This is a genomic window from Bordetella sp. (genome assembly GCF_051960075.1).
GTDB lineage: Bacteria > Pseudomonadota > Gammaproteobacteria > Burkholderiales > Burkholderiaceae_B > Bordetella.
The window spans coordinates 1-21,915 of sequence record NZ_JBQCER010000079.1; the positions used below are offsets into that span (position 1 = coordinate 1).

At 66.5% G+C, this 21,915-nt stretch carries 18 protein-coding genes and 2 pseudogenes; 8 read left to right on the forward strand and 12 right to left on the reverse strand.

Annotated elements, in window-relative coordinates; translation table 11 throughout:
• Nucleotides 1-140: 140 nt before the first annotated feature.
• The gene (locus ACTHJ1_RS13420) at nt 141-491 is read right to left on the reverse strand and encodes a DUF779 domain-containing protein (RefSeq protein ID WP_440193161.1); all 351 of its coding nucleotides are present in this window, start codon (nt 489-491) and stop codon (nt 141-143) included.
• Nucleotides 491-2,020 (reverse strand): aldehyde dehydrogenase, encoded by a 1,530-nt coding sequence (gene adh / locus ACTHJ1_RS13425; RefSeq protein ID WP_440193163.1) that lies wholly within the window; start codon nt 2,018-2,020, stop codon nt 491-493. The genes ACTHJ1_RS13420 and adh overlap by 1 nt, the downstream gene beginning before the upstream one ends.
• Before the next feature lie 235 nt (nt 2,021-2,255).
• Between adh and ACTHJ1_RS13430 the strand changes: the two genes are divergently transcribed.
• The gene (locus tag ACTHJ1_RS13430; protein ID WP_440193165.1) at nt 2,256-4,169 is read left to right on the forward strand and encodes a sigma-54-dependent Fis family transcriptional regulator; all 1,914 of its coding nucleotides are present in this window, start codon (nt 2,256-2,258) and stop codon (nt 4,167-4,169) included.
• Here ACTHJ1_RS13430 and ACTHJ1_RS13435 read toward each other — a convergent pair.
• The gene (locus ACTHJ1_RS13435; protein WP_440193167.1) at nt 4,166-5,095 is read right to left on the reverse strand and encodes a LysR family transcriptional regulator; all 930 of its coding nucleotides are present in this window, start codon (nt 5,093-5,095) and stop codon (nt 4,166-4,168) included. The two genes, ACTHJ1_RS13430 and ACTHJ1_RS13435, sit on opposite strands and share 4 nt — an antisense overlap.
• A 116-nt stretch (nt 5,096-5,211) precedes the next feature.
• Between ACTHJ1_RS13435 and ACTHJ1_RS13440 the strand changes: the two genes are divergently transcribed.
• From ACTHJ1_RS13440 to ACTHJ1_RS13460, 5 genes are read left to right on the forward strand one after another with little or no spacing between them, the layout of a single operon-like run.
• Complete coding sequence (locus ACTHJ1_RS13440) at nt 5,212-6,225, forward strand: TRAP transporter substrate-binding protein (RefSeq protein WP_440193169.1); 1,014 nt, start codon at nt 5,212-5,214, stop codon at nt 6,223-6,225.
• A 4-nt stretch (nt 6,226-6,229) separates the two neighbouring features.
• A complete protein-coding gene (locus tag ACTHJ1_RS13445; RefSeq protein ID WP_440193171.1) occupies nt 6,230-8,095 on the forward strand; it encodes a TRAP transporter large permease in 1,866 nt (621 codons plus the stop codon).
• Nucleotides 8,096-8,110: 15 nt separating this feature from the next.
• A complete protein-coding gene (locus tag ACTHJ1_RS13450; protein ID WP_440193173.1) occupies nt 8,111-8,650 on the forward strand; it encodes a VOC family protein in 540 nt (179 codons plus the stop codon).
• A 3-nt stretch (nt 8,651-8,653) separates the two neighbouring features.
• Nucleotides 8,654-9,919 (forward strand): ribulose-bisphosphate carboxylase large subunit family protein, encoded by a 1,266-nt coding sequence (locus tag ACTHJ1_RS13455; protein WP_440193175.1) that lies wholly within the window; start codon nt 8,654-8,656, stop codon nt 9,917-9,919.
• 11 nt (nt 9,920-9,930) lie between these two features.
• The gene (locus tag ACTHJ1_RS13460; protein ID WP_440193177.1) at nt 9,931-11,289 is read left to right on the forward strand and encodes a four-carbon acid sugar kinase family protein; all 1,359 of its coding nucleotides are present in this window, start codon (nt 9,931-9,933) and stop codon (nt 11,287-11,289) included.
• A gap of 32 nt (nt 11,290-11,321) precedes the next feature.
• Here ACTHJ1_RS13460 and trpC read toward each other — a convergent pair whose 3' ends face one another.
• The 3 genes from trpC to ACTHJ1_RS13475 are packed head-to-tail and all read right to left on the reverse strand — an operon-like array spanning nt 11,322 to nt 13,746.
• Nucleotides 11,322-12,116: an indole-3-glycerol phosphate synthase TrpC gene (gene trpC / locus ACTHJ1_RS13465; RefSeq protein ID WP_440193179.1), complete on the reverse strand. Its 795-nt coding sequence runs from the start codon at nt 12,114-12,116 to the stop codon at nt 11,322-11,324.
• The gene (trpD, locus tag ACTHJ1_RS13470) at nt 12,113-13,147 is read right to left on the reverse strand and encodes an anthranilate phosphoribosyltransferase (protein WP_440193181.1); all 1,035 of its coding nucleotides are present in this window, start codon (nt 13,145-13,147) and stop codon (nt 12,113-12,115) included. Before trpD ends, trpC begins: the two co-directional genes overlap by 4 nt.
• A 29-nt stretch (nt 13,148-13,176) precedes the next feature.
• Nucleotides 13,177-13,746: an anthranilate synthase component II gene (locus tag ACTHJ1_RS13475; protein ID WP_440193183.1), complete on the reverse strand. Its 570-nt coding sequence runs from the start codon at nt 13,744-13,746 to the stop codon at nt 13,177-13,179.
• Between the two features lie 141 nt (nt 13,747-13,887).
• On the opposite strand from ACTHJ1_RS13475, the gene ACTHJ1_RS13480 reads away from it, so the two are divergent.
• Complete coding sequence (locus ACTHJ1_RS13480; RefSeq protein ID WP_440193186.1) at nt 13,888-14,847, forward strand: sensor domain-containing diguanylate cyclase; 960 nt, start codon at nt 13,888-13,890, stop codon at nt 14,845-14,847.
• 35 nt (nt 14,848-14,882) lie between these two features.
• Here the strand turns inward: ACTHJ1_RS13480 and ACTHJ1_RS13485 are convergent.
• The 5 genes and pseudogenes from ACTHJ1_RS13485 to ACTHJ1_RS13505 form a co-directional block, all read right to left on the reverse strand.
• Nucleotides 14,883-15,977 (reverse strand): annotated as a pseudogene (locus tag ACTHJ1_RS13485) (anthranilate synthase component I family protein); the annotation flags it as partial.
• A 27-nt stretch (nt 15,978-16,004) separates the two neighbouring features.
• A pseudogene (locus ACTHJ1_RS13490) lies at nt 16,005-16,475 on the reverse strand (anthranilate synthase component I); the annotation flags it as partial.
• Nucleotides 16,476-16,799: 324 nt separating this feature from the next.
• Nucleotides 16,800-18,041, reverse strand: coding sequence for an NAD(P)/FAD-dependent oxidoreductase (locus ACTHJ1_RS13495; RefSeq protein WP_440193188.1), 1,242 nt, complete (start codon nt 18,039-18,041; stop codon nt 16,800-16,802).
• 43 nt (nt 18,042-18,084) lie between these two features.
• Complete coding sequence (locus ACTHJ1_RS13500; RefSeq protein WP_440193190.1) at nt 18,085-19,608, reverse strand: amidase; 1,524 nt, start codon at nt 19,606-19,608, stop codon at nt 18,085-18,087.
• A 37-nt stretch (nt 19,609-19,645) separates the two neighbouring features.
• Complete coding sequence (locus ACTHJ1_RS13505) at nt 19,646-20,668, reverse strand: tripartite tricarboxylate transporter substrate binding protein (protein WP_440193192.1); 1,023 nt, start codon at nt 20,666-20,668, stop codon at nt 19,646-19,648.
• Nucleotides 20,669-20,787: 119 nt separating this feature from the next.
• Between ACTHJ1_RS13505 and ACTHJ1_RS13510 the strand changes: the two genes are divergently transcribed.
• Nucleotides 20,788-21,702, forward strand: a complete 915-nt coding sequence (locus ACTHJ1_RS13510; protein ID WP_440193194.1) for a LysR family transcriptional regulator — start codon at nt 20,788-20,790, stop codon at nt 21,700-21,702.
• A gap of 35 nt (nt 21,703-21,737) precedes the next feature.
• Here ACTHJ1_RS13510 and ACTHJ1_RS13515 read toward each other — a convergent pair.
• Nucleotides 21,738-21,915, reverse strand: a 178-nt coding sequence (locus ACTHJ1_RS13515) for an HAD hydrolase-like protein (RefSeq protein WP_440193196.1), incomplete at its 5' end; no start/stop codon positions are given.

Here is a 21,915-nt window from a genome sequence, read left to right on the forward strand (position 1 = left end):
GCCCCCCCTTATTTTGGGGGGGGGGGGGTTGTGGGGGGTGGTGTGTCGTCTTCTTTTTTCACCCCCCCTCTTTTTTGGGGGGGGGGGGGGGGGGGCGCGGCCCCCCCCCCCCCCACGCCGGGCCGTCGGCATGCCGGCCGCTACGGCGCGGCATCCGGCGAAGGCGGCATGCAGACCGTCGAGCGGGTCAGAAAGCGCACCTCCCGGCCGTTGTCCAGGGAGAACATGCCGCCGCGGCCCGGCACGACATCGATGATCAGGTCGGTGTGGCGCCATGCGGCATGCTGCGCGGCGCCGATGTAGAACGGCGTCCCGCCGATCTCGCCCAGCAGCACGTCGCCGTCGCCCAACAGCAGATCCCCTTGCGCATAGCACATGGGAGAACTGCCGTCGCAGCAGCCGCCCGATTGATGGAACATGATCGGGCCGTATTGCGCCGTCAGTTCCGCGATCAGCGCGAGCGCGGCGGGTGTCGCGGCGACGGTGCTCATCAGAAGAACCCGAGTTTCTTCGGGCTGTAGCTCACCAGCAGATTCTTGGTCTGCTGGTAGTGGTTGAGCATCATCTGATGGTTTTCGCGACCGATGCCCGACTGCTTGTAGCCGCCGAAGGCCGCATGCGCGGGATAGGCGTGATAGCAATTGGTCCACACGCGCCCGGCCTTGATGGCGCGGCCCATGCGATAGCAGGTGTTGGCGTCGCGCGACCAGACGCCGGCGCCCAGGCCGTACAGCGTGTCGTTGGCGATGGACAGCGCGTCGTCGGCGTCCTTGAAGGTCGTGACCGAGACCACGGGGCCGAAGATCTCCTCCTGGAAGATGCGCATCTTGTTGGTTCCCTGGAACACCGTGGGCTGGACGTAGTAGCCGTCCTTCAGGTCCCCGGGCAGTTCGGCGCGCGCACCGCCCGCCAGGACCTTGGCGCCTTCCTGCTTGCCGATGTCGAGGTAGGAGAGGATTTTCTCCAGCTGTTCGCCGGAGGCCTGGGCGCCGATCATGGTGTCGGCGTCCAGCGGGTTGCCTTGCTTGATGGCCTTGACGCGGGCCACGGCGCGTTCCATGAAGCGATCGTAGATCGAGGCCTGGATCAGCGCGCGACTGGGGCAGGTGCAGACCTCGCCCTGGTTGAGCGCGAACATCACGAAGCCTTCGATGGCCTTGTCCAGGAAATCGTCGTCTTGCGCGGCGACATCGGAAAAGAAGATGTTGGGCGACTTGCCGCCCAGCTCCAGCGTGACCGGTATCAGGTTCTGCGACGCATACTGCATGATGAGGCGGCCGGTAGTGGTTTCGCCGGTAAAGGCGATCTTGGCGATGCGCGGGCTCGACGCCAGGGGTTTGCCCGCTTCCAGGCCGAAGCCGGTGACGATGTTCAGCACGCCCGGGGGCAGCACGTCGGCGATCAGTTCGGCGAAGATCATGAGCGTGAGCGGCGTCTGCTCGGCCGGCTTGATGACCACGCAGTTGCCGGCGGCCAGCGCCGGCGCCAGCTTCCAGGCGGCCATGAGCAGGGGGAAATTCCACGGGATGATCTGGCCGACCACGCCCAGCGGCTCCTTGAAGTGATAGGCCACCGTGTCGTTGTCGATCTCCGACAGGCCGCCTTCTTGCGAACGGATCACCGAGGCGAAGTAGCGGAAGTGATCCGCCGCCAGGGGCAGGTCGGCGGCGCGCGATTCGCGGATGGGCTTGCCGTTGTCCCAGGTTTCGGAAGTCGCCAGCAGTTCGAGATTGCTTTCGATGACGTCGGCGATGCGGTTGAGCAGGCGCGAGCGCTCGATCACGGAGCTCGAACCCCAGGCCGGGGCGGCCTTGTGCGCGGCGTCCAGCGCCGCTTCGATGTCGGCCGCGGACGAGCGCGCGTGGCGCGAGAGCACTTTGCCTGTCACCGGCGTGACATTGTCGAAATACTGGCCGTCGGTCGGCGCGCGCCAGCGGCCGCCGATGAAGTTCTCGTAGTGTTGTTTGATGTCGATGGGCGAGCCATAGGCGCCCGGCGCAATGCGGGTTGCGGTATCCATAGGTGTCTCCTGTTCGTTTGAATGTAGGGAATGGAAGGTCCCGATTCATCTCATGCAATATGCGTGCCAGAGCCCTCCCTGCCCTCCGGCAATCATGGACAGCCGTGCGTCGCCATGCGAAAGTAAAGAACCTCGGCTCGAGGCGGGCCACCCGCACGGCGTATGCGCCCGATAGCGTCGCAAAATGCGACAGCATGCCGAGACAGGTGTCGCAGCACACCGATCGGAGACCGTCATGGCTACACCCAGAATCCCTCGGCTGGACAGCGCCCGCCGCCAGTTTCTCGAACAGGGCATCGTGCCCGCCAGCGTCGTGGCCGAACCGATTCTTCGATCGTGGCGTCGCTGCGCCGATATCGGACACGACATGTGCGGGTCGAGCCGCATGCAATTGCCTACGCAGAGCGAGCTGCGCGAACTGCGCCAGCGCAACGAAGATCTGCTCAGGTTCGGCCGGCCCATCATGGCGTTGCTGGCGCAGGAAGTGCGCCGTTCCAGCGGGCTGGTCCTGCTTACCGACGCCGCCGGCAGCGTGCTGGATGCGGCCGGCAGCGCCGAGTTCGCCGATTGCGCCGCCAAGGTGTCGCTCATGCCCGGCGCGCTCTGGAGCGAATCGGCTGCCGGCACCAACGCCATCGGCACGGCGCTGGTCGAACATCGGCCTATCGAAGTGCGCGGGCATGAACACTATTTCGAATCCAACCGCATCCTGACCTGTGCCGCGGTGCCGATTTCCGACCCCCGCGGCCGCACACTGGGCTTGCTGGACCTGTCCGGCCCGGCCGCGCAAGGCAGCGGCCATGCGCTGGCCCTGGTGAGCTGGGCGGTGGACCAGATCGAGCGGCGCCTGTTCGACCGGGACTATGCGCATTGTCTGCGGCTGGCCGTGCACGACGAGCCGGGCCTGCTCGGCAGCGCGCACGAAGGCCTGCTGGCCTTCGACGGCGGCCGGCTGGTCGCGGCCAACCGCCACGCGCTGCGCCTGCTGGCTCTGGATGCGGGCGCGCTGGGCGTGCTGTGCTACGAAGATCTGTTCGTCGAGGGTCCCGCGCAGGCGGCGGCGCGCGGAACCGTGCGCCGGCTGCACGGGTCGTTATTGCATGTCCGCCTCGTGCAATCCGGGTCCGCCGCCGCGATAAGCCATGTGCCCGTTCCCGGCGAAGCCGAGCAGGCGGTATTCGATCTTGCGCGCGAGGCGCCGCCTGTGCCGCGACGGGAGGCAAGACCGCCTGCGTCGGCGCGCATGTCCCGGCCGGGGGAACCCGCGCCCTGGTTCGATGCGGGCGCGCTGGCCGACCTGGCCCGCGCGGTTCGCCTGCTCGACGCCGGCGTCGCAATACTGCTGCAGGGCGAGACCGGAACGGGCAAGGAAGTCTTTGCCCGGCAGATGCATGCCCGCAGCGCGCGTGCCGAGGGCCCCTTCGTGGCCATCAACTGCGCCGCGCTGCCCGAAAGTCTGATCGAGTCCGAATTGTTCGGCTACGAGGAGGGCGCCTTCACCGGCGCGCGCAAACAGGGCAGCAAGGGTTTGCTGCGCCAGGCGCAGGGCGGCGTGCTGTTCCTGGACGAGATCGGCGACATGCCCCTGCCTGCCCAGGCCCGCTTCCTGCGCGTATTGCAGAATCGTGAAGTGACGCCGCTGGGCGGCGCGCGCGCCGTGCCGGTGGACTTTCTGCTGATATGCGCCACGCACCGGCCTCTGGGACCGGCCGAGCAGAACGTCGTGCGCGCCGATCTGTACTTTCGCATCGCCGAGTACACGATGTGCCTGGCGGCCTTGCGCGATCGTGCCGATCGTGCCCGCATCGTGCAGACCCTGTGGTCGTCGGGCGCTTTGCCGGCGCACGGCGGACCGGATCTGCCGCAGGAAGTCCTGCAGGCGCTGGCCGCCTACGATTGGCCGGGCAACTTCCGGCAGTTGATCGCCACGCTACGCACCTTGCGGGTCCTGGCCGAAACCGAAGGCCAGGCGCGGCTGGATATGCTGCCGGCCGATATCGCCGCGCGGGCGCAGGCGCCTGTCGATCTCAAGACACTGACCGAGGTCGCCGTACGCGACGCGCTGGCGGCATGCGGCGGCAGCATGAGCGGCGCCGCGCGGCGCCTGGGCGTGCACCGCAGCACGCTGTATCGCTGGGTCAGATCTTAGGAAGATCGGCGCGCCGCGCGCATGGCGGGGCCGGTCGCCGGCCGCCGTTGCAGCATCAGATCGTATAGCTGCTGCGCGGCGGGCGACAGACTGGCTCCGCGGCGCCGGATCAGGCAGATCTTGCGCACCAGCCCGGGCATGCTGAGCGGCCGGCTCACCAGGCCCGGGCGATCCAGTTCGTACAGCGTCAAGGCGGGCACGACGGTCACGCCCAGGCCTGCGGCAATCATGCCGGTCAGCGTGGCCAGCTGTTCGACCTCCAGGACGATATTCATGGGTATGGGATGGAAGGCGCGCTCGAGCTGCATGCGCACGCTGTGCGAGCGGGCCAGATGTATGAAGGGGGCGGCGGCGAGGTCGCGCGCGCCGATGCGCGGCCTGCTTGCCAGCGGGTGATCCTGCCGGCATACCAGATGGAAATGGTCGTTGCACAACAGCTTGGATTCCAGATCTTGCGCCGGCGTATCCGACGAGGCCAGGGCGAAGTCCACCCTGTTGGTGCGCACCAGCTCCAGGCTGGGCGCCGATAGCATGTCCGCCAGTTCCAGGTCGATGCCGGGATGGCGTTGGCGAAACTCGGCGAACACCCCGGGCAGCCATCCGGCGGCGATCGAAGGCAGGGCGGCGATCGCGACGCGGCCTTTGCGCAAAGTGGCATAGCCGCGGAAGTCGTCGATCATCGTGTCGAACTGACTCACCATGCGGCGCGCCGATTCCTCCAGCATGCGGCCTTGCGGGGTCAGCTCGACATTGCGCGTGTCGCGGTCGAACAGCCGGGCGCCCAGCGTGTCCTCGATGGCGCGGATCAGCGAGCTGAAGGCCGATTGCGACAAATGACAGACCTGCGCGGCGCGCGTGAAGCTGTGCTGCTCGGCCAGGGCCAGAAAGGCGCGCAGATCGCGGGTAGACAGATTTATCTCTTTCATCGCTTAATCGATTTGAATTTTCTGTTTTTCCAATTCTATCCCCGGCGTTAAATTGTGCGCAACGAAGAGGCGGCGGCCGGCAATCGGCACATCGCCCCGTTTTCTAGGAGACCTCCGTGTTCGCCAAACGCCGCACTTTGCTCAAGACTCTTGCCGCCTCGCCCGCCCTGTATCTGGGCGTGCCGCGGTTCGCCCGCGCAGCGCCCCAGTTCGTCTACAAGTACGCCAACAACCTGCCGATGGCGCATCCCTTGAACGTGCGCTCGCAGGAGGCCGCCGATCGCATCAAGAAGGAATCCGACGGTCAGCTTCAGATCAACATCTTTCCGAACAATCAGCTGGGCGGCGATACCGACATGCTGACGCAGGTGCGGGCCGGTGCCGTCGAGCTGTATACGCCGTCGGCATTGGTCATCGCCACCGTCGTACCCGAGGCGGCCATCAGTGCGGTGGGATTCGCGTTTTCCAACTACGACCAGGTGTGGTCCGCCATGGACGGCAAGCTGGGCGCATTTGTGCGCCGGCAGATCGACAAGGCTCATCTGCACACCTTCGAAAAAATGTGGGACAACGGCTTTCGCCAGGTCACGACCAGCTCCAAGCCGGTGCAGACCGCGGCCGATCTGCACGGCCTGAAGATCCGCGTGCCGGTCAGCCCGCTGAGCATCTCGATGTTCAAGGCGCTGTCGTCGTCTCCGACCAGCCTGCAGTACAGCGAGCTGTATACGTCGCTGCAAACCCATATCGTCGATGCGCAGGAAAATCCGCTGGCCATCATCCAGTCAGGCAAGCTGTACGAAGTGCAAAAGTACTGTTCGCTGACCAACCATATCTGGGACGGCTACTGGTTCATCGCCAACGGGCGCGCTTTCGACAAGCTGCCCGCGAATCTGCGTACGCTGTGGGAGACCGCGTTCAACGACGCCGGCATGAAGCAGCGCGAAGACTTGCGCAAGATGAACGAATCGATCCAGTCCGATCTGCAGAGCAAGGGCATGGTGTTCAACGCGACCAAGTCAGACAGCTTCCAGGCCGCGCTGCGCAACGCCGGGTTCTACAAGGAGTGGCGCGGCAAGTTCGGCGAGCAGGCCTGGAGCCAGCTCGAAGGCGCCGTCGGCAAGCTGGCCTGAGGCGATGTACGCGGCTTCCACCAATCAGGCTGGCGATGCCGGCGAGCGCAGCCTCGTGGCCGGCTTCGATCGGGCGCTCGGCCGCCTGATCGAAGCCGTTTGCGCTTTGCTGGTGCTGGCCGAGATCGCCGTGCTGTTCTCCGGCGTGGTGGCGCGGTATGCGTTTCGCAGCCCGCTGGTATGGTCGGACGAGCTGGCCGGCATGTTGTTTCTCTGGCTGTCCATGCTGGGCTCGGTGGTGGCCATGCGCCGCGGCGAGCATATGCGCATGACCGTGCTCGTCTCCCGCGTTTCGCCCGGCGCGCGCGCCCTGCTCGACGTCGTGGCAGTCGGCGTGTCGATCGCCTTCCTGGCGCTGATTCTGCCGCATGCGTTCGAATATGCCGCCGCCGATGCGCTGGTTTCGACGCCTGCGCTCGATATTTCCAGCGCCTGGGGCTCTGCCGCGCTGCCCGTCGGATTCGGCCTGATGCTGCTGTTCGGGCTGCTGCGCCTGATCGCCATCGGCCGGCCGCGCGATATCGCCGCGGCGCTGGCCGCCGTGGCCGCGGCCGTGCTGCTGTTCCGGCTCGCCCAGCCCGTGCTGCCGCCGCTGGGCAAGTTCAATCTGGTGATCTTTTTCGTCGGTGTTGTGTCGGTCAATGTTTTTCTCGGCGTGCCGATCGCGTTCTCTTTCGCGCTGTCCACGTTCGGCTACCTCGCCCTGACCACGCAGACGCCCTTGTTGGTCATGGTGGGCCGCATGAACGAAGGCATGTCCAGCCTGATCCTGCTGGCCGTGCCCATGTTCGTGCTGCTGGGCCGGCTCATGGAAATGACGGGCATGGCGCGCGCCATGGTCGGGTTCCTGGCCAGCCTGCTGGGTCATGTGCGCGGCGGACTGTCTTACGTGCTGATCGGCTCCATGTACCTGGTTTCGGGCATTTCGGGTTCCAAGGTGGCCGACATGGCTGCCGTGGCGCCGGCGCTGTTTCCCGAAATGAAGCAGCGCGGTGCCAGGCCCGGCGATCTGGCCGCCCTGCTGTCGTGCACGGGTGCGCAAACCGAGACCATTCCGCCCAGCATCGTGCTCATCACCATCGGGTCTGTGACGGGCGTGTCGATCGCGGCGCTGTTCACCGGCGGCATGCTGCCGGGCGCCGCGCTGGGGCTCACGCTAGGACTGATCGTGTGGGCGCGCAGCCGCCGCCAGGCCCCGGTGCAGGCGCGGCGCGCGTCCTCGGCCGACATCGGGCGTTCGCTGTTCAAGGCCTTGCCGGCGCTGGTGCTGCCCGTGCTGATCCGCGCCGCCGTGGTCGAGGGCGTGGCCACGGCCACCGAAGTGTCGACGATAGGCATTGCGTATTCGGTGCTGGCGGGGTTGCTGTTCTATCGCTGCTTCGACTGGAAGCGCCTGCCCGCCATGCTGGTCGAGACCGCCGCGCTGTCGGGCGCCATCCTCTTCATCGTCGGCGCGGCCACGTCTATGGCCTGGGGGCTGACGCAGTCGGGTTTTTCGCGCGACCTTGCCGCCTGGATGACGGCTCTGCCGGGCGGGTCCTACGGCTTTCTTCTGGTGTCCATCGGCGTGTTCGTTCTTCTTGGCAGCGTACTGGAGGGCATTCCGGTCATCGTGCTGTTCGGGCCGCTGCTGTTTCCCATCGCGCGCCAGATGGGCGTCAACGAGGTGCACTATGCGATGGTCGTGGTGCTGTCGATGGGCCTGGGCCTGTTCGCGCCGCCGTTCGGCGTGGGCTACTACGGCGCCTGCGCGATCAGCAAGGTCGACCCCGACGAAGCCATGCCGTATATGTGGGGCTATCTGGCAGCGCTGGTCGCGGGTGTGTTCCTGGTGGCCTTTATTCCCTGGATTTCCACCGGTTTTCTTTGAGGCAGGCAGACAGTCATGAGTCGATTTTTCGGAGAAGTGCGCCAGTTGGGCTACGTGGTGCACGACATACAGAAAGAAATGCGCCACTGGAGCGAGGTGCTGGGCGTGGGCCCGTGGTATTACGCCGATCGCGTCCCGGTGAAGAATTTTCTCTACCAAGGCAAGCCGTCGCCCATCCAGACTTCGGTGGCCCTGGCCAATTCCGGCCCGCTGCAGATCGAACTCATCCAGCAGCGCAACGACGCGCCGTCCATGTACAAAGACTTCCTGGATGCGGGCCGCACGGGGCTGCAGCATCTGGCCTACTGGACCGAATCGTTCGAGGCCGACCTCGCGCGTCTGCAGGCCCAGGGGCTGGTCGTGGGCATGAGCGGCGAGGTCGGAGAGAAAGGACGCTATGTGTATTTCGAGACCGAGACCCATCCGGGCACCGTGATCGAACTGTCCGAAGTCGCAGGACCGAAAGGCAGGCTGTTCAAAATGATCCGCGAAGCTTCCGTCGGCTGGGACGGGAGCGACCCCGTGCGGCCCTTTCCCAATTTGAGCACGCTGTAATCCATGACTGACGCCGCGCGCGCCGAATTCGAGGCGACCTATCTCATCGAGACCCCGTACCCGCCGGCCCAGGCGGCCGAGGTGCTGGCGGGCGAACAGTCCAGCGGCACCTTCGTGCGCGTAGCCGGCGAGACCGACGATCTGCGCGCGCGGTCGCGGGCGCAAGTCGTGGCCATACGCGAGCTGGAGCCAGTGAGCGAACCCAGTCTGCCCAATGCCTTTCTCGATCGGCGCAAGATCGGGGGCCCTTATCGGCGCGCCGAGATCACCGTGCGGTTTCCGATCGACAACATCGGCGCCAACCTGCCCACGTTGGTCGCCACGGTGGCGGGCAATATCTATGATCTGGGCGAGATGACGGGCGTGAAGCTGATGTCGCTGCGCCTGCCGCCCGACTATGTGCGCGCCTTCGATGCGCCGCGCCAGGGCGTGACGGGCACGCGCGCGCTGACGGGCCGCGCCGCCGGCCCCATCTTGGGCACCATCATCAAACCCAATGTGGGCATGACGCCCGAGCAGACCGCCGCTACGGTAGCCACGCTGTGCGAGGCCGGCGTCGATTTCATCAAGGACGATGAGGTCATGGCCAATCCGCCGAACGCGCCTTTGGCGGAGCGCGTGGCGCAGGTGATGAAGGTGATCGAGGCGCATGCGCAGCGCACGGGCCGCAAGGTGATGTATGCCTTCAACATCTCGGACGAGACCGACGCCATGCGCCGCCATGCGGAGATGGTCGAAGCGGCCGGCGGCACCTGCGTGATGGCCAGCCTGAATTGGTGCGGCTACGGCGCGATACAGTCGCTGCGCCGAGCCACGCCGCTGGCATTGCACGGGCATCGCAACGGCCTGGCGGCCATGACGCGCCATCCCATGCTGGGCATCGATTTTCAGGCCTACCAGGTGTTGTGGCGCCTTGCCGGCGTCGACCAGCTTCACGTCAACGGGTTGGGCGGCAAGTTCTACGAAACCGACGAGAGCGTAGTGGCGTCGGCGCGCGCCTGCCTGCAGCCCTTGGCCGGCGGCGACGCGGTGATGCCGGTTTTTTCGTCGGGCCAGTGGGCGGGCACGGTGCCGGCCACGTTCTCCGCGGTCGGCAGCGACGATCTGATTTTTCTGTCCGGAGGCGGCATACTGGGACATCCCGACGGCCCGGCCGCGGGCGTGCGGAGCATCCGCGACGCCTGGGATGCCGCGCGCAGCGGCGTGCCGCTGCCGCAGCACGCACAGACTCATCCCGCCCTGGCGGCCGCGCTGAATTTCTACGGCTAAGTTCCCGTTGCATGACCGACCCGACCGTCTTCGGCATTCCGGAGCACCCTGCGCGCATTGCCTATTACGGTGACGACTTCACAGGCGCCACCGACACGCTGTCGGTGGCCGTGCGCGGCGGCTTGCGCGCCGCTTTGTTCCTGCGCACTCCCTGCGCCTCCGATCTGACGGCTTTCGGCGAGCTCGATTGCGTGGGCGTGGCCGGCGAGGCCCGTTCCTGGTCGCCGCAGGAAATGGATCGCTGGTTACCGGATATCTATGCGGCGTTGGCGGCCACCGGCGCGCAGGCGGTGCACTACAAAACCTGCTCCACCTTCGACAGCGCAGCGCACGTGGGCAGCATCGGGCGGGCTGTGCGGATCGGGCTGCGCGCATTGGGTCAACACACAGCCTACATCGTCGGCGGCCAGCCGAATCTGGGCCGTTATTGCGCGTACGCCAATCTGTACGCCCGCGCCGGCCAGGACGGTCAGGTATATCGCCTGGATCGGCATCCCACCATGCGCTGCCATCCTGTCACGCCGATGGACGAGTCCGATCTGCGCGTGCACCTGCGCCGGCAGGGTCTGGATCGGATTGCCTCTTTCGGCCTGGACAAACTGGCCGCCGCCGCGCCCGGCGCATTGGACGCCTTGCTGGCGGATGTGCCCGCTGCCGTGCTGTTCGACGTGCTGGACGACGCGCACCTGGCTGCCGTCGGCCGGCTGCTGTGGGACCGCATCGCGCGGCGTGCCGGCGGTCCGGCCCTGCTGGCGGGGCCGAGCGGCGTCGAGCAGGCGCTATTGGCGGCCTGGCCGGACAAAAAACCGGAGACAGCGGTTCGATGCCCTACGCCTGATCCAGTCGAGCAAGTCTTCGTCGTGGCGGGCAGCCGTTCGCCGGTCACCGCGCAGCAGATCGAGCGCGCCCGCGACGGCGGTTTTGCGCTGCTGGACATCGATCCGCAACGCATGGCCGAGCAGGCCGGCGAGCGCGACGGCGGATTCTATGTGCGCGAGCTGGCTGACAGGGCGGTGCAGTGGCTGCGCACCGGGCGCAGCGTGATAGCGCAGACGACCCTGGCCGGCACGGCGCCCGCCGACAGCGGACCGACGCTGGCCGCCGCAGCCGGCCGCCTCATGCATCAGGTGCTGCGGCGCCATCGTCTGGCCCGCGTGGGCTTCGCCGGCGGCGATACCTCCAGTCTGGCGGTGCGGGCCTGGAATGCGCGCGCGCTCACGCTCGCCTATACGCTCAGCCCGGGGGTGGCCGTGTGCGCCATTCATTCGGGCGACGCCGCCCTGAACGGCGTGGAGCTGATGCTCAAGGGCGGCCAGATGGGGCCGCCGGACGTTTTCGAAGCGCTACGCCAGGGGCGCTGCGTCGAATAGGATTTTGCGGCGCCGAGAACAGGCTCCGAGCCTCAAGCCGTTCCCATCATGCGCGCCAATTCCACGCCCGGCTCGGGTGCGCGCATGAAGGCCTCGCCCACCAGGAAGGCATTCACGCCGTGGTCGCGCATGAGCTTGACGTCTTCGGGCGCGAGAATGCCGCTCTCGGTCACCACGCGCTTGCCCGCCGGTATGCGCGGCAGCAGGTCTAGCGTATTCGAGAGTTTGGTCTCGAAGGTACGCAGATTGCGGTTGTTGATGCCCAGCAGAGGCGTTTTCAGGCCGAGCGCGATGTCGAGCTCGTTGGGGCCGTGCACCTCGACCAGCACGTCCATGCCCAGGCCCATGGCCACGTCTTCGAAGTCGCGCAATTGCGCCGCATCGAGCGCAGCCACGATGAACAGCACGCAATCGGCGCCCATGGCCCGTGCCGAGATGATCTGGTAAGGATCGATGATGAAATCCTTGCGCAGCACCGGCAGCGGGCAGGCCGCGCGTGCCATGCGCAGATTGTCGTGCGAACCCTGGAAGAACTGCACGTCGGTCAACACCGACAGGCAGGCCGCGCCGTGCGCCGCATAGGACGCGGCGATCTCGGCGGGGTTGAAGTTTTCGCGCAGGATACCTTTGGAGGGTGAGGCCTTCTTGATCTCGGCGATTACGCCGGGCTGGCCGCGCGCGATTTTGTTTTCGATCGCCTGAGCGAAGCCGCGCACGTCCTGGCGGGCCTGCGCTTCGCGCAGCAGCTCGGATTCGCTGCGCATCTGGCGCGCCGTGGCGACCTCTTCGACCTTGATCGTGAGGATCTTTGCGAGGATGTCATTCATTTTTTAAACGTCTGGGTATAAGCGCAGAATTTTTCGAGCGCGGCGCGAGCCGCGCCGTTGGCTATGAGTTCGAAGGCCAGCTTCAGCGCTTCGGGTATGTCGTTTGCCTTGTTGCCCGCATAAATGGCCAAGCCGGCATTGAACGCGACGATGTCGCGCGCCGGCCCGTCGACATTATTCAGCGCTTCCATGACAAGTTGACGAGATTCTTCGCGATTGGACACCTTGATGCCGCGGTTGGACATCATGGATAGTCCGTAGTCTTCAGGATGGATTTCGTATTCGAGCACGGAGCCGTCCTTGAGTTCGCCCACCAGGGTGGCGGCGCCCAGCGACGCTTCGTCCATGCCGTCCTTGCCGTGCACGATCAACACGTGCCTCGAGCCCAGGCGCTGGAGGACCCTGACCTGGATGCCGACCAGATCGGAGTGGAACACGCCCATGAGCTGGTTGGCGGCGCCGGCCGGGTTGGTCAGAGGGCCCAGAATGTTGAAGATGGTGCGCACGCCCAGTTCCTTGCGCACGGCCGCCACGTTCTTCATGGCGCCGTGGTGGGCGGGGGCGAACATGAAGCCGATGCCGGTGGCCTGCAGGCACTCGGCCACCTGTTCGGGGCTGAGCTCCATATTGGCGCCCAGGGCTTCGAGCACATCGGCGCTGCCGGACGAGGACGACGCGCTGCGGTTGCCGTGCTTGGCGATGGGCACGCCTGCGGCGGCGGCCACGAACATGGCGGCCGTCGAGATGTTGAAGGTGTGACTGCCGTCGCCGCCGGTGCCGCACATATCGAGCAGGTCCTGCGGATTGGGCGTTTCCACCTTGGTGGCGAACTCGCGCATCACCTGCGCCGCGGCGGTGATCTCGCCGATGGTTTCCTTCTTGACGCGCAGGCCCATGAGCAGCGCGCTGGCCATCTGCGGCGACATCTCGCCGCGCATCAGCATGCGCATCAGCTGCAGCATCTCGTCGTGAAATATTTCACGATGCTCGATGCAACGGGTCAGGGCTTCGCTGGGAGTGATCAGGGTCACGACGGTATCTCCGTTTGGCTGCGCGTCGGTCAGGCGCGATATTGTAGGAAATTGCGCAGCATGGCGTGGCCGTGCTCGCTCAGAACCGATTCAGGGTGGTATTGCACGCCGAAGACGGGCAGGCTCTTGTGCCTTACGCCCATGATGTCGCCGTCATCGGCTGTCGCCGTCACTTCGAGGCAGTCGGGCAGGCTGCCCGGATCGATGGTGAGCGAGTTGTAGCGGATGGCGGTGTAAGGCGAGGGCAGCCCCTGAAAGATGTCGGTGCCTTTGTGCGTGATCTTGACCGTCTTGCCGTGCATCACGGTCTGGGCGCGCACGATCTTGCCGCCGTAAGCGGCGCCGATCGATTGGTGGCCCAGGCACACGCCGAGTATGGGGATGCGCCCGGCAAAGCGCTGGATGACGCCTACCGAGATGCCCGCTTCGGCCGGCGAGCAGGGGCCGGGCGAGACGCACAGATGATCGGGCGCCAGGGCCTCGATCTCGTCCAGGGTGATCTGGTCATTGCGCGCCACGCGCACGTCGCAGCCCAGCTCGCCGAAATACTGCACGATGTTGTAGGTAAAGGAATCGTAGTTGTCGATCATGAGCAACATGCAGGCGCTCCTGGGGTATAAGGTTTTTTGTGGAGAGTGTCGTTAATCGAGAGCGCCGTGCGGGGCATGGCGCTCGATGCAAACTTCGAGGGGAATCTCATGGCCGACTCTGGCGCGCAAATGGTCCTTGCGGGCCGCCAAATGCCCAACGAGGATGACCGCCTGGCCGCGTTGGCCGATCTGCACGTGACCGAAGGCGGTCCGGAGGCCACGTTCGACCGCATTGCCCGCATCGGGTGCGCTGCGTTGCGGTTTCCCACGGCGCACATCACGCTTATTTCGCGCGACCTGCGGATCGCCAAGAACCACGATCCGTCGTCCAGCGACGAAATACCCCGCAACCAGTCCATCTGCAATTTCACCATTCAGGGCTACGAGCCGCTCGTCATTCCCGACACGCTGCTCGACGAGCGCGTGCGCGATTTTGCCGCGGTGAAGAAAAGCCATGGCATCCGCGCTTATTGGGGCATGCCGCTGACCACGCGCCGCGGCTACAACCTGGGCGCCTTCTGCGTGCTCGACACCGTACCTCGGCATCCCACGCAGGCCGATATCGAGGTCCTGCGCGATCTTGCCCGGCTCACGGTGGAATGCATGGAGCTGCGCGCTCAAGCCAGGGTGGACGTGCTCACCGGCGCCGCGTCGCGTCGCGCCCTGTACGACGAAGGCGGCCGCCTGTTCAACAGGCTGAGCGACGAAGACAGGATGGGCTGCATTCTGCTCGATATCGACCATTTCAAGCTCATCAACGACAACCTGGGCCATGCCAAGGGCGACGACGTGCTGCGCGACCTGGCCGTGCTGATCCACAGCGATCTGCGCAACGACACGCCGTTCGGCCGCATCGGCGGCGAGGAATTCGTCATCCTCCTGCAGAACGAAGGGCTGGCCGGCGCCTACGCCGTGGCCGAACGTCTGCGCCGCCTGCTGGAGGCGACCCGCGTCGCGGGCCTGCAGATCACGGCCAGCTTCGGCGTGTCCGAGCGTCTGCCCGGCGATGCGTCCCTGGCCGACGTGCTGGCACGCGCCGACGAGCAGGCCTACGAGGCCAAGCGCGCCGGGCGCAATTGCACGCGTCCTGTCCTGCTGGTCGAGGGGTGAAACGTTTCTCATGGCCGTTCTGCGGTCCGCGCTGCTCAGATCGGAGCGTCCAGGCCGTGCTGCACCTGTTCGGCGGCTCGCAGTACGGCGCGGGCCTTGACTTCGGTCTCAGCCCATTCGGCCTCGGGATTGGAGTCGGCCACGATGCCCGCCGCGGCCTGCACGTATAGCGTGCCGTTCTTGATGACGCCGGTGCGGATGGCGATCGCCAGGTCCATTTCGCCGCCATAGCTCAGATAACCGGCCGCTCCGCCGTAAAGGCCGCGCCGCACGGGTTCGAGCTCGTCGATCAGTTCCATGGCGCGCACCTTGGGCGCGCCGGTCAGCGTGCCGGCCGGGAACGCGGCGCGCAGCACGTCCATATTGCTCATGCCGGGCTTGAGCGTGCCGGCCACGTTCGATACCAGATGCATCACGTGCGAGTAGCGTTCGATGGCCATGGTGTCGGTCACTTTGACGCTGCCCGGTTCGCTTACGCGGCCCACGTCGTTGCGCGCCAGGTCGATCAGCATCACGTGCTCGGCGATTTCCTTGGGGTCGGCCTGCAGCTCGGCGGCCAGCGCGGCGTCCTGTTCGGGCGTGGCGCCGCGCTTGCGCGTGCCGGCCAGCGGGCGGATCGTGATTTGCGAGCGCCGCGCCGCCCCAAGCTCGCGATCCCCCTCGGGGGGACGGCGCGTAGCGCCAAGTGGGCTCGCATCCGAGCGGGGCTCGCCCTCATGCGTGATGCTCTCCTGGCGCACCAGAATTTCGGGTGAAGCGCCCACCACCTGGAAGTCGCCGAAGTTCCAGAAATACATATAAGGCGAGGGGTTGAGCGAACGCCGCGCGCGGTACAGCGACAGCGGGGCGTCGCGGAAGGGCTTGGTGATCACCTGACCCACCTGCACCTGCATCAGGTCGCCGGCCATGATGTATTCCTTGGCCCGATGCACGGCAGCCAGATAATCTTCCTTCTTGAAATCGCGTCGCTCTTGCGTGACCATGCTCGCGTGGCTGTAGGGAATGTCGGCGGGCTTGCGCAACTGGATGCGCAGGTCCAGAAGGCGCTGCTGCGCCCGGCTGTAGCTCTCGGGTCGGGCGGGGTCGGCGTAGACCATCAGGTAGATGCGCCCGGCCAGGTTGTCCACGATCACCAGTTCGTCCACCTGCATCAGCAGGAGGTCAGGTATGCCTTCTTCCATGCCGGCAGGAAAAGGCTTGACGGCCGGGCCCAGGCGCGGCTCCATGTGCCGCACGGTGTCGTAGCCGAAGTAGCCCGCCAGGCCGCCGCAAAAGCGCGGCATGCCAGGGCGCACGGCCACCTTGAAGCGCTGTTGGAATGCGTCGATGAAGGCCAGCGGGTCGCCCTGATGCGTTTCCTGCACGATGCCGTCGGTCAGCACTTCGGTGGTCGTGCCGCTGGCGCGGATGACGGTGCGCGCCGGCAGGCCGATGAAGGAGTAGCGGCCGAAGCGTTCGCCGCCCACGACAGATTCCATCAAGCAGGTGAAGGCCCCGCCCTTGGCTCCGCCGTGCGCGAGCTTGAGGTACAGCGCCAGCGGCGTATCCAGATCGGCGTAGGTCTCGGCGACCAGAGGGATGCGGTTATAGCCTTGGGCCGCCAGGGCTTTGAATTCCAGTTCGGTCATGTCGGGTCCAGATGAGGTTGTGTGGCGACCGGGACATGTCAAACAAAAAGCCCGGTCCTGTTCAGGTTCCGGGCTTGGTTTTTCGTGTTGTGCGAGGCGCTAGGCGGCGTTTGCGTCTAGTACCAGGCGAGCCGATTGCCACCCGGAGGTCGAGCGCCACCAACGCCAGGTGGCGTTGCGCGAGAGAGCGGTTAGGCGAGCGTTCATGGCGGAGGGCGGATTCGGATGTAGCGGATCGGCAAGTGTCGACCGTTAGTGTCGGCGACTATAGCACGGCAATTTCGATCGGCGATAAAAATCTGGGTTTGAGTCCGGAACCCGCTGCTAGAACCGATCGGCCCGGAACGGAGCAGAGTCGACGAAGGTCTCCGCGCCCGTCATCATCTCCGCGATCAGGCGCCCCGTGACCGGTCCCAGCGTCAACCCATGGTGCGCGTGCCCGAAAGCGAACCAGAGATCTCTGTGCCGGGGCGCCGGGCCGATGATGGGCAGCATGTCGGGCGTGCAGGGTCGCGCACCCATCCACGGCTCGGCTTCGATCGCCTGGCCCAGCGGAAACAGCTCGCGCGCCATGGGCTCCACGGCGGCGATCTGATCGGGCGTTTTCGGCGCGTCGCGGTCGGCGAACTCGACGCCGGTGGTGACGCGGATGCCGCGGCTCATGGGCGCGAGCAGAAAGCCGTTGGCCACGTCCAGAACGGGATGGGTCAGACGCGCGCCGGGGGCTGGCGCATAGTGCCGGTGGTAGCCGCGCTTGACGGCCAGGGGCAGGCGATAGCCCAGCCGTGCGTTGACCAGATCGCTGCTCCACGGCCCCAGCGCCACGACCGCCGCGCGTGCGGTGACGACGCCTTCCTGCGTGCGCACCGACCAGCCGGGCTCGAGGGTATTGGCGTCGCCGTGCAGAATGCGTCCGCCCAGCGATTCGAAGTAGCGTGCGTAAGCGGCGGTCAGGGCGCCCGGGTCGCTGACCGTATCGGCATCGGGGTAGCGCAGGCCGCCGATGAGCGAGGGGCTCAGGTCGGGCTCGGCCTGACGCAGCGCGGCGGCATTGCAGGCTTCGAATGCGACGCCGAATTCATCGAACCATTTTTGCGCTTCGCGCGTCTGCGCCTCCTGCGTCCGGGCGTCGTGAAAGATCTTGAACCAGCCCTGATGGCGGATGAGATCGCTGGCGCCCGCCGCCTCGGCAAGCATGCGATGCTCGGCGACGCAATGCTCGATCAGCGGCGCATAGAGGCGGGCGATGGCCGCGTGCCGATCAGGCCGCGAGTGGCGCCAGTAACGCAGCAGGAAGGGCGCGGTCTTGAGCAGAGCGCCTACGTGATAGCGCACGTCGGGCGCGCGGTTTCCGGCGTAGTTGAGCAGGACCGAGAGCCGGCGCGGGAAGGCATAGGGATAGACCCCTTCGCGTTGGATCAGGCCGCCGTTGCCATAGGAAGTTTCTGCGCCGGGCATCTTGCGATCGACGAGGGCGACGGCCAGTCCGCGCCGCTGCAGATGCACGGCTGCGGAAACGCCGACGACGCCGGCGCCGAGCACGATGGCGTCGACTGAATTTGTCATGATGGGTGGGACGGATGCGAAGCGGGTATGGGGAGTCTGAAGGTTAGACCGCCGACACGTTGCTCGCCATCGATCCGCTCAGGATGGGCGGTGCCGTCACGATGGATTTGAGCGCGGGCTGCGCGGGCCGCAGCGCCGTCAGGTCGGGCACGGGCCGGCCCAGTCCGCCGATGTGCGCGAAGGCATGTTCCAGGGACTGCGAGGCGGCCAGCAGCGCATGGTCACCGCGGAAGCGGCCCGTCACCTGCAGGCCGAACGGCATGCCCTGATGATCGCGCCCGCAAGGCAGGGAAATGGCCGGATGCGTGGTCAGCGTGACGACGTAGGTCAGGGCCAGCCAGCGGTAGTAGTTCTGCTGCTTCTCGCCGTTGATGGTGTCGGCGTAGGGCAGGGTCCAGGGGAAGGGCGAGACCGGCGTGGTGGGCGAGAGGATCAGGTCGTAGCCGGCGAAAGCCTGCTGGAAGCGCTGCAGGACCCGGGTCTGTTCGGCCTGCGCCCAGGCGCAGTCTTTCAGGCTCATGGCCGCGCCCATCTCGTAGTTGGCGCGCGGGTTGGGTCCCAGGCTGTCGGGGTCTTGCTCGTAGGCTTGCTGCATGCCCGCGACGAAGGCTTCGGCGCGCAGCACGTCGAAGCACCGGTGCGCGTCGCCCAGGTCCAGCTCGATGGGGTCGCAGGCCGCGAAGAGGTGGCGCATCGCGGCGATCTTCTCGCGAAAGACGGCGCGGATGCCGTCGTCCACGGCGCACTGGCCGAAGTCTTCCGTGTAGGCCACGCGCAGCGAACCCAGGTCGGCATTGCCGGGGCGCAGGAACGACAGTGCGTCCAGCGGATAGCTCAGGGGATCGCCCGCATGCGGGCCGGCCGCGGCGGCCAATTGCAGGCAGGCGTCGGCGACCGTTCGGCCCATCGGGCCGACGACCGAGATCGGCGTCCAGCCCAGCGGCTTGCGTGTGCTGGGCACCAGGCCGGGCGAAGGACGAAAGCCCACCACGCCGCATTTTGCAGCGGGAATGCGCAGCGAGCCGCCCGTGTCGGATCCGGTGCAGACCGGCAGCATGTCGCAGGCCAGCGCGGCCGCGGAGCCGCCCGACGAGCCGCCGGCATTGAGATTGGGATTGAACGGGTTGCCGGTGGCGCCCCAGACGGGGTTGCGCGAATTGGCGCCCGCGCCCATCTCGGGCACGTTGGTCTTGGCGGTGACGACGGCGCCGGCGCGCCGCAGCCGCGCGACCAGTTCGACATCCTGCTCGGGCACGTTGCCGCGATAGATGGGCGAGCCATACGTGGTGAGCAGGCCCGCGGTGGGTTCCAGGTCTTTCACGCCCAGGGGCAGGCCGTGCAGCAGGCCCAGCGGTTCGCCGCGCATGACGGCCTGCTCGGCCGCGCGCGCCGCCTCGCGCGCCCGCTCGTAGTCGGTGGCCGTGATCGCGTTGACGTAAGGATTGACCGCCTCGATGCGGTCCATGCAGGCCTGCAGCAGTTCGACCGGCGATACCTGGCGGGCGCCGATCAGGCGCCGCAATTCCACGGCCGATAGGGAGACGAGCTTATCGTTGGGCGAAGTCATGGGCGCTACTGGCGTGAAGAGATCCCGATCCCGGGGTTCAGTCGGCCGTGATGTGGGCGTGCTGCGCGAGCTCGCGCATCTGCGGCAGCTCCTTGGCGATCAGCGCCTCGCCTTGCTTCGAATCTTCGAAGTCGGGTTCCATGCCTATCGCGAGCATGGCTTTGCGGGCTGCGGGGTCGTTGGTGAAATCGGCGAACGCCTTCTCCAGCTTGGCCTGGGCCTGCGCGGGAATGCCGCGCGGCGTGACCGCCATCAGCCAGGTGTCCATGGCGACCTGGGGGTAGCCTTGCTCGGCGAAAGTCGGCACGTCGGGCAAGAAGGCCGAGCGGTGCGGGCTGGATACCGCGATGGCCTTGACCTTGCCGGCCTTCAACTGCGGCAGGGCCGCCGTCACGGTGTCCACGGAAAAGGGAATCTGGCCGCTGATCAGGTCGGTCATGGCGGGCGCGCTGCCGCTGTAGGGGATCTGCGTCAGATGGATGCCGGCGGCCGCGGCGAAGGCCGCGCCGACGAAATTGGCGGTCGTGCCGCTGCCGAAGGTGCCGTAAGGCGTGTCTCTGTGGGCCGGATCCTTGACGTAGGCCAGGAAGGATTTCACGTCGGTGACGGGCACCTTCGGGTTGGCCAGCAGGATGAGGCCCGTGCGTGCCATGACGGCCACGGGCTGGAAATCCTTGATCGGATCGTAGGACAGGGTCTTGTGGATCGCGGGATTGATCGTAAAGGTCGTACCCGAGCTGAGCAGCAGCGTATAGCCGTCGCGCGGCGAATGCGCGACATACTGCGCGCCGACGATGGTGCCGGCGCCGGCCTTGTTCTCGACGATGATGCTCTGCCCCAGGGACTTGGCCAGATACGGCGCCATCAGGCGCGCACTGATATCGGTCGCGCCGCCGGGCGCGTAAGGCACGATCAGCGTGATGGGATGGTCGGGGTATTGGGCGGCGGCGGGGGCAGCTGCGCCCAGCAGGCCGCCCAGGGCGACGGAGGCGATGGCCAGCGTGCGCGCAATGCGGCTGACGGCATCGTGACGGAAGCAGGAGGAGGAAGCGATGGCCATGGCGTCGTAGTCGGAAAAGGGAGGGAGCCTTCATCCTAGAGGACAGTCAAGCCATGCAGCAATATCAATGATTAGAATGTTCGTTTGCCAAAAATGCAACGCAAGCCGGAGGCGCGGACATGATCAACAAGCAGATCCTGCAAGGAACGGCCTTGCGCTACTTCCTGGAAGTCGCCCGCACCGGCTCTATCACCGAGGCAGCCGCGCGGCTCGACGTGGCGCCTTCGGCCGTGAGCCGCCAGATCGCCCGGCTCGAGCGCGAGCTCGACGTCCTGGTGTTCGAGCGACGCGCGCGGGGCATGTCCCTGAACCCAGCGGGAGAGCTGCTGGCGGCCTATGCCAAGCGCGTGCAGCAGGATATCGACCGCGTGGCCGGCGACATTCTGGCCCTGCGCGGCCTGCGGCAGGGCCGGGTTCGGCTGGCCAGCACCGAGGGCTATGCCTTCGATTTCCTACCCTCGGCCATCGCGTCGTTCCGGCGCAAATACGGCGGCATCCATTTTTCGCTGGAAGCCTATTCATCGCGGGAAATTTCAAATCGCGTTCGTGATGGCGATGCGGACATCGGCGTCACGCTGACCATGACGTCCGAGCGCGATATTCGCGTCGAACTGCGCCGTCCCGCGCCAGTGCTGGCTATCATGGCCTGCGACCATCCCCTGGCGGGCATGCGCCGCCTGTCCATCAGCCAGCTCGTGTCTTATCCGCTGGCGCTGCCCGGCCAGGATTCGACGGTCAGGCAGTTGTTCGACATCAGCTGCAGCCGACAGCGGCTGCATTGCGAGCCGGTGTTCGTCAGCCGTCACCTCGATGCGCTGATCAATTTTGCGCTCGAGGGCGGCGGTGTAATGCTGTGCGGCGAGCTTGCGGTGCGCAGCCATCTGCGCCGAGGCGGCATCGCGGCCGTGCCCCTGCGCGATCGTGAAATGAACGAACGCCAGTTCGAGGTGCAGACCCTGGCAGGCCGTGCGCTGCCCACGGCCTGCCAGGCCTTTCTGGAGCACATCCGCCGCGCGGTGCAGGAACCGGGGTGATGCGGGGCTGTTGATCGGCCTTGAGCGAACGGCTCTCAGGCCGGGGCGTTCCAGCGCGCGATGACCTGGGCCGCATCGGTGAGCTGCGGCACGATGCCGTCCACGTCCAGCGTGTATACGTCCTGCCCTTCGTTGTAGCCGTAAGGCACGGCCAGCACACGTGTGCCGGCCGTGCGGCCGGCTTGCGCGTCGTTCAGCGAATCGCCGATAGTG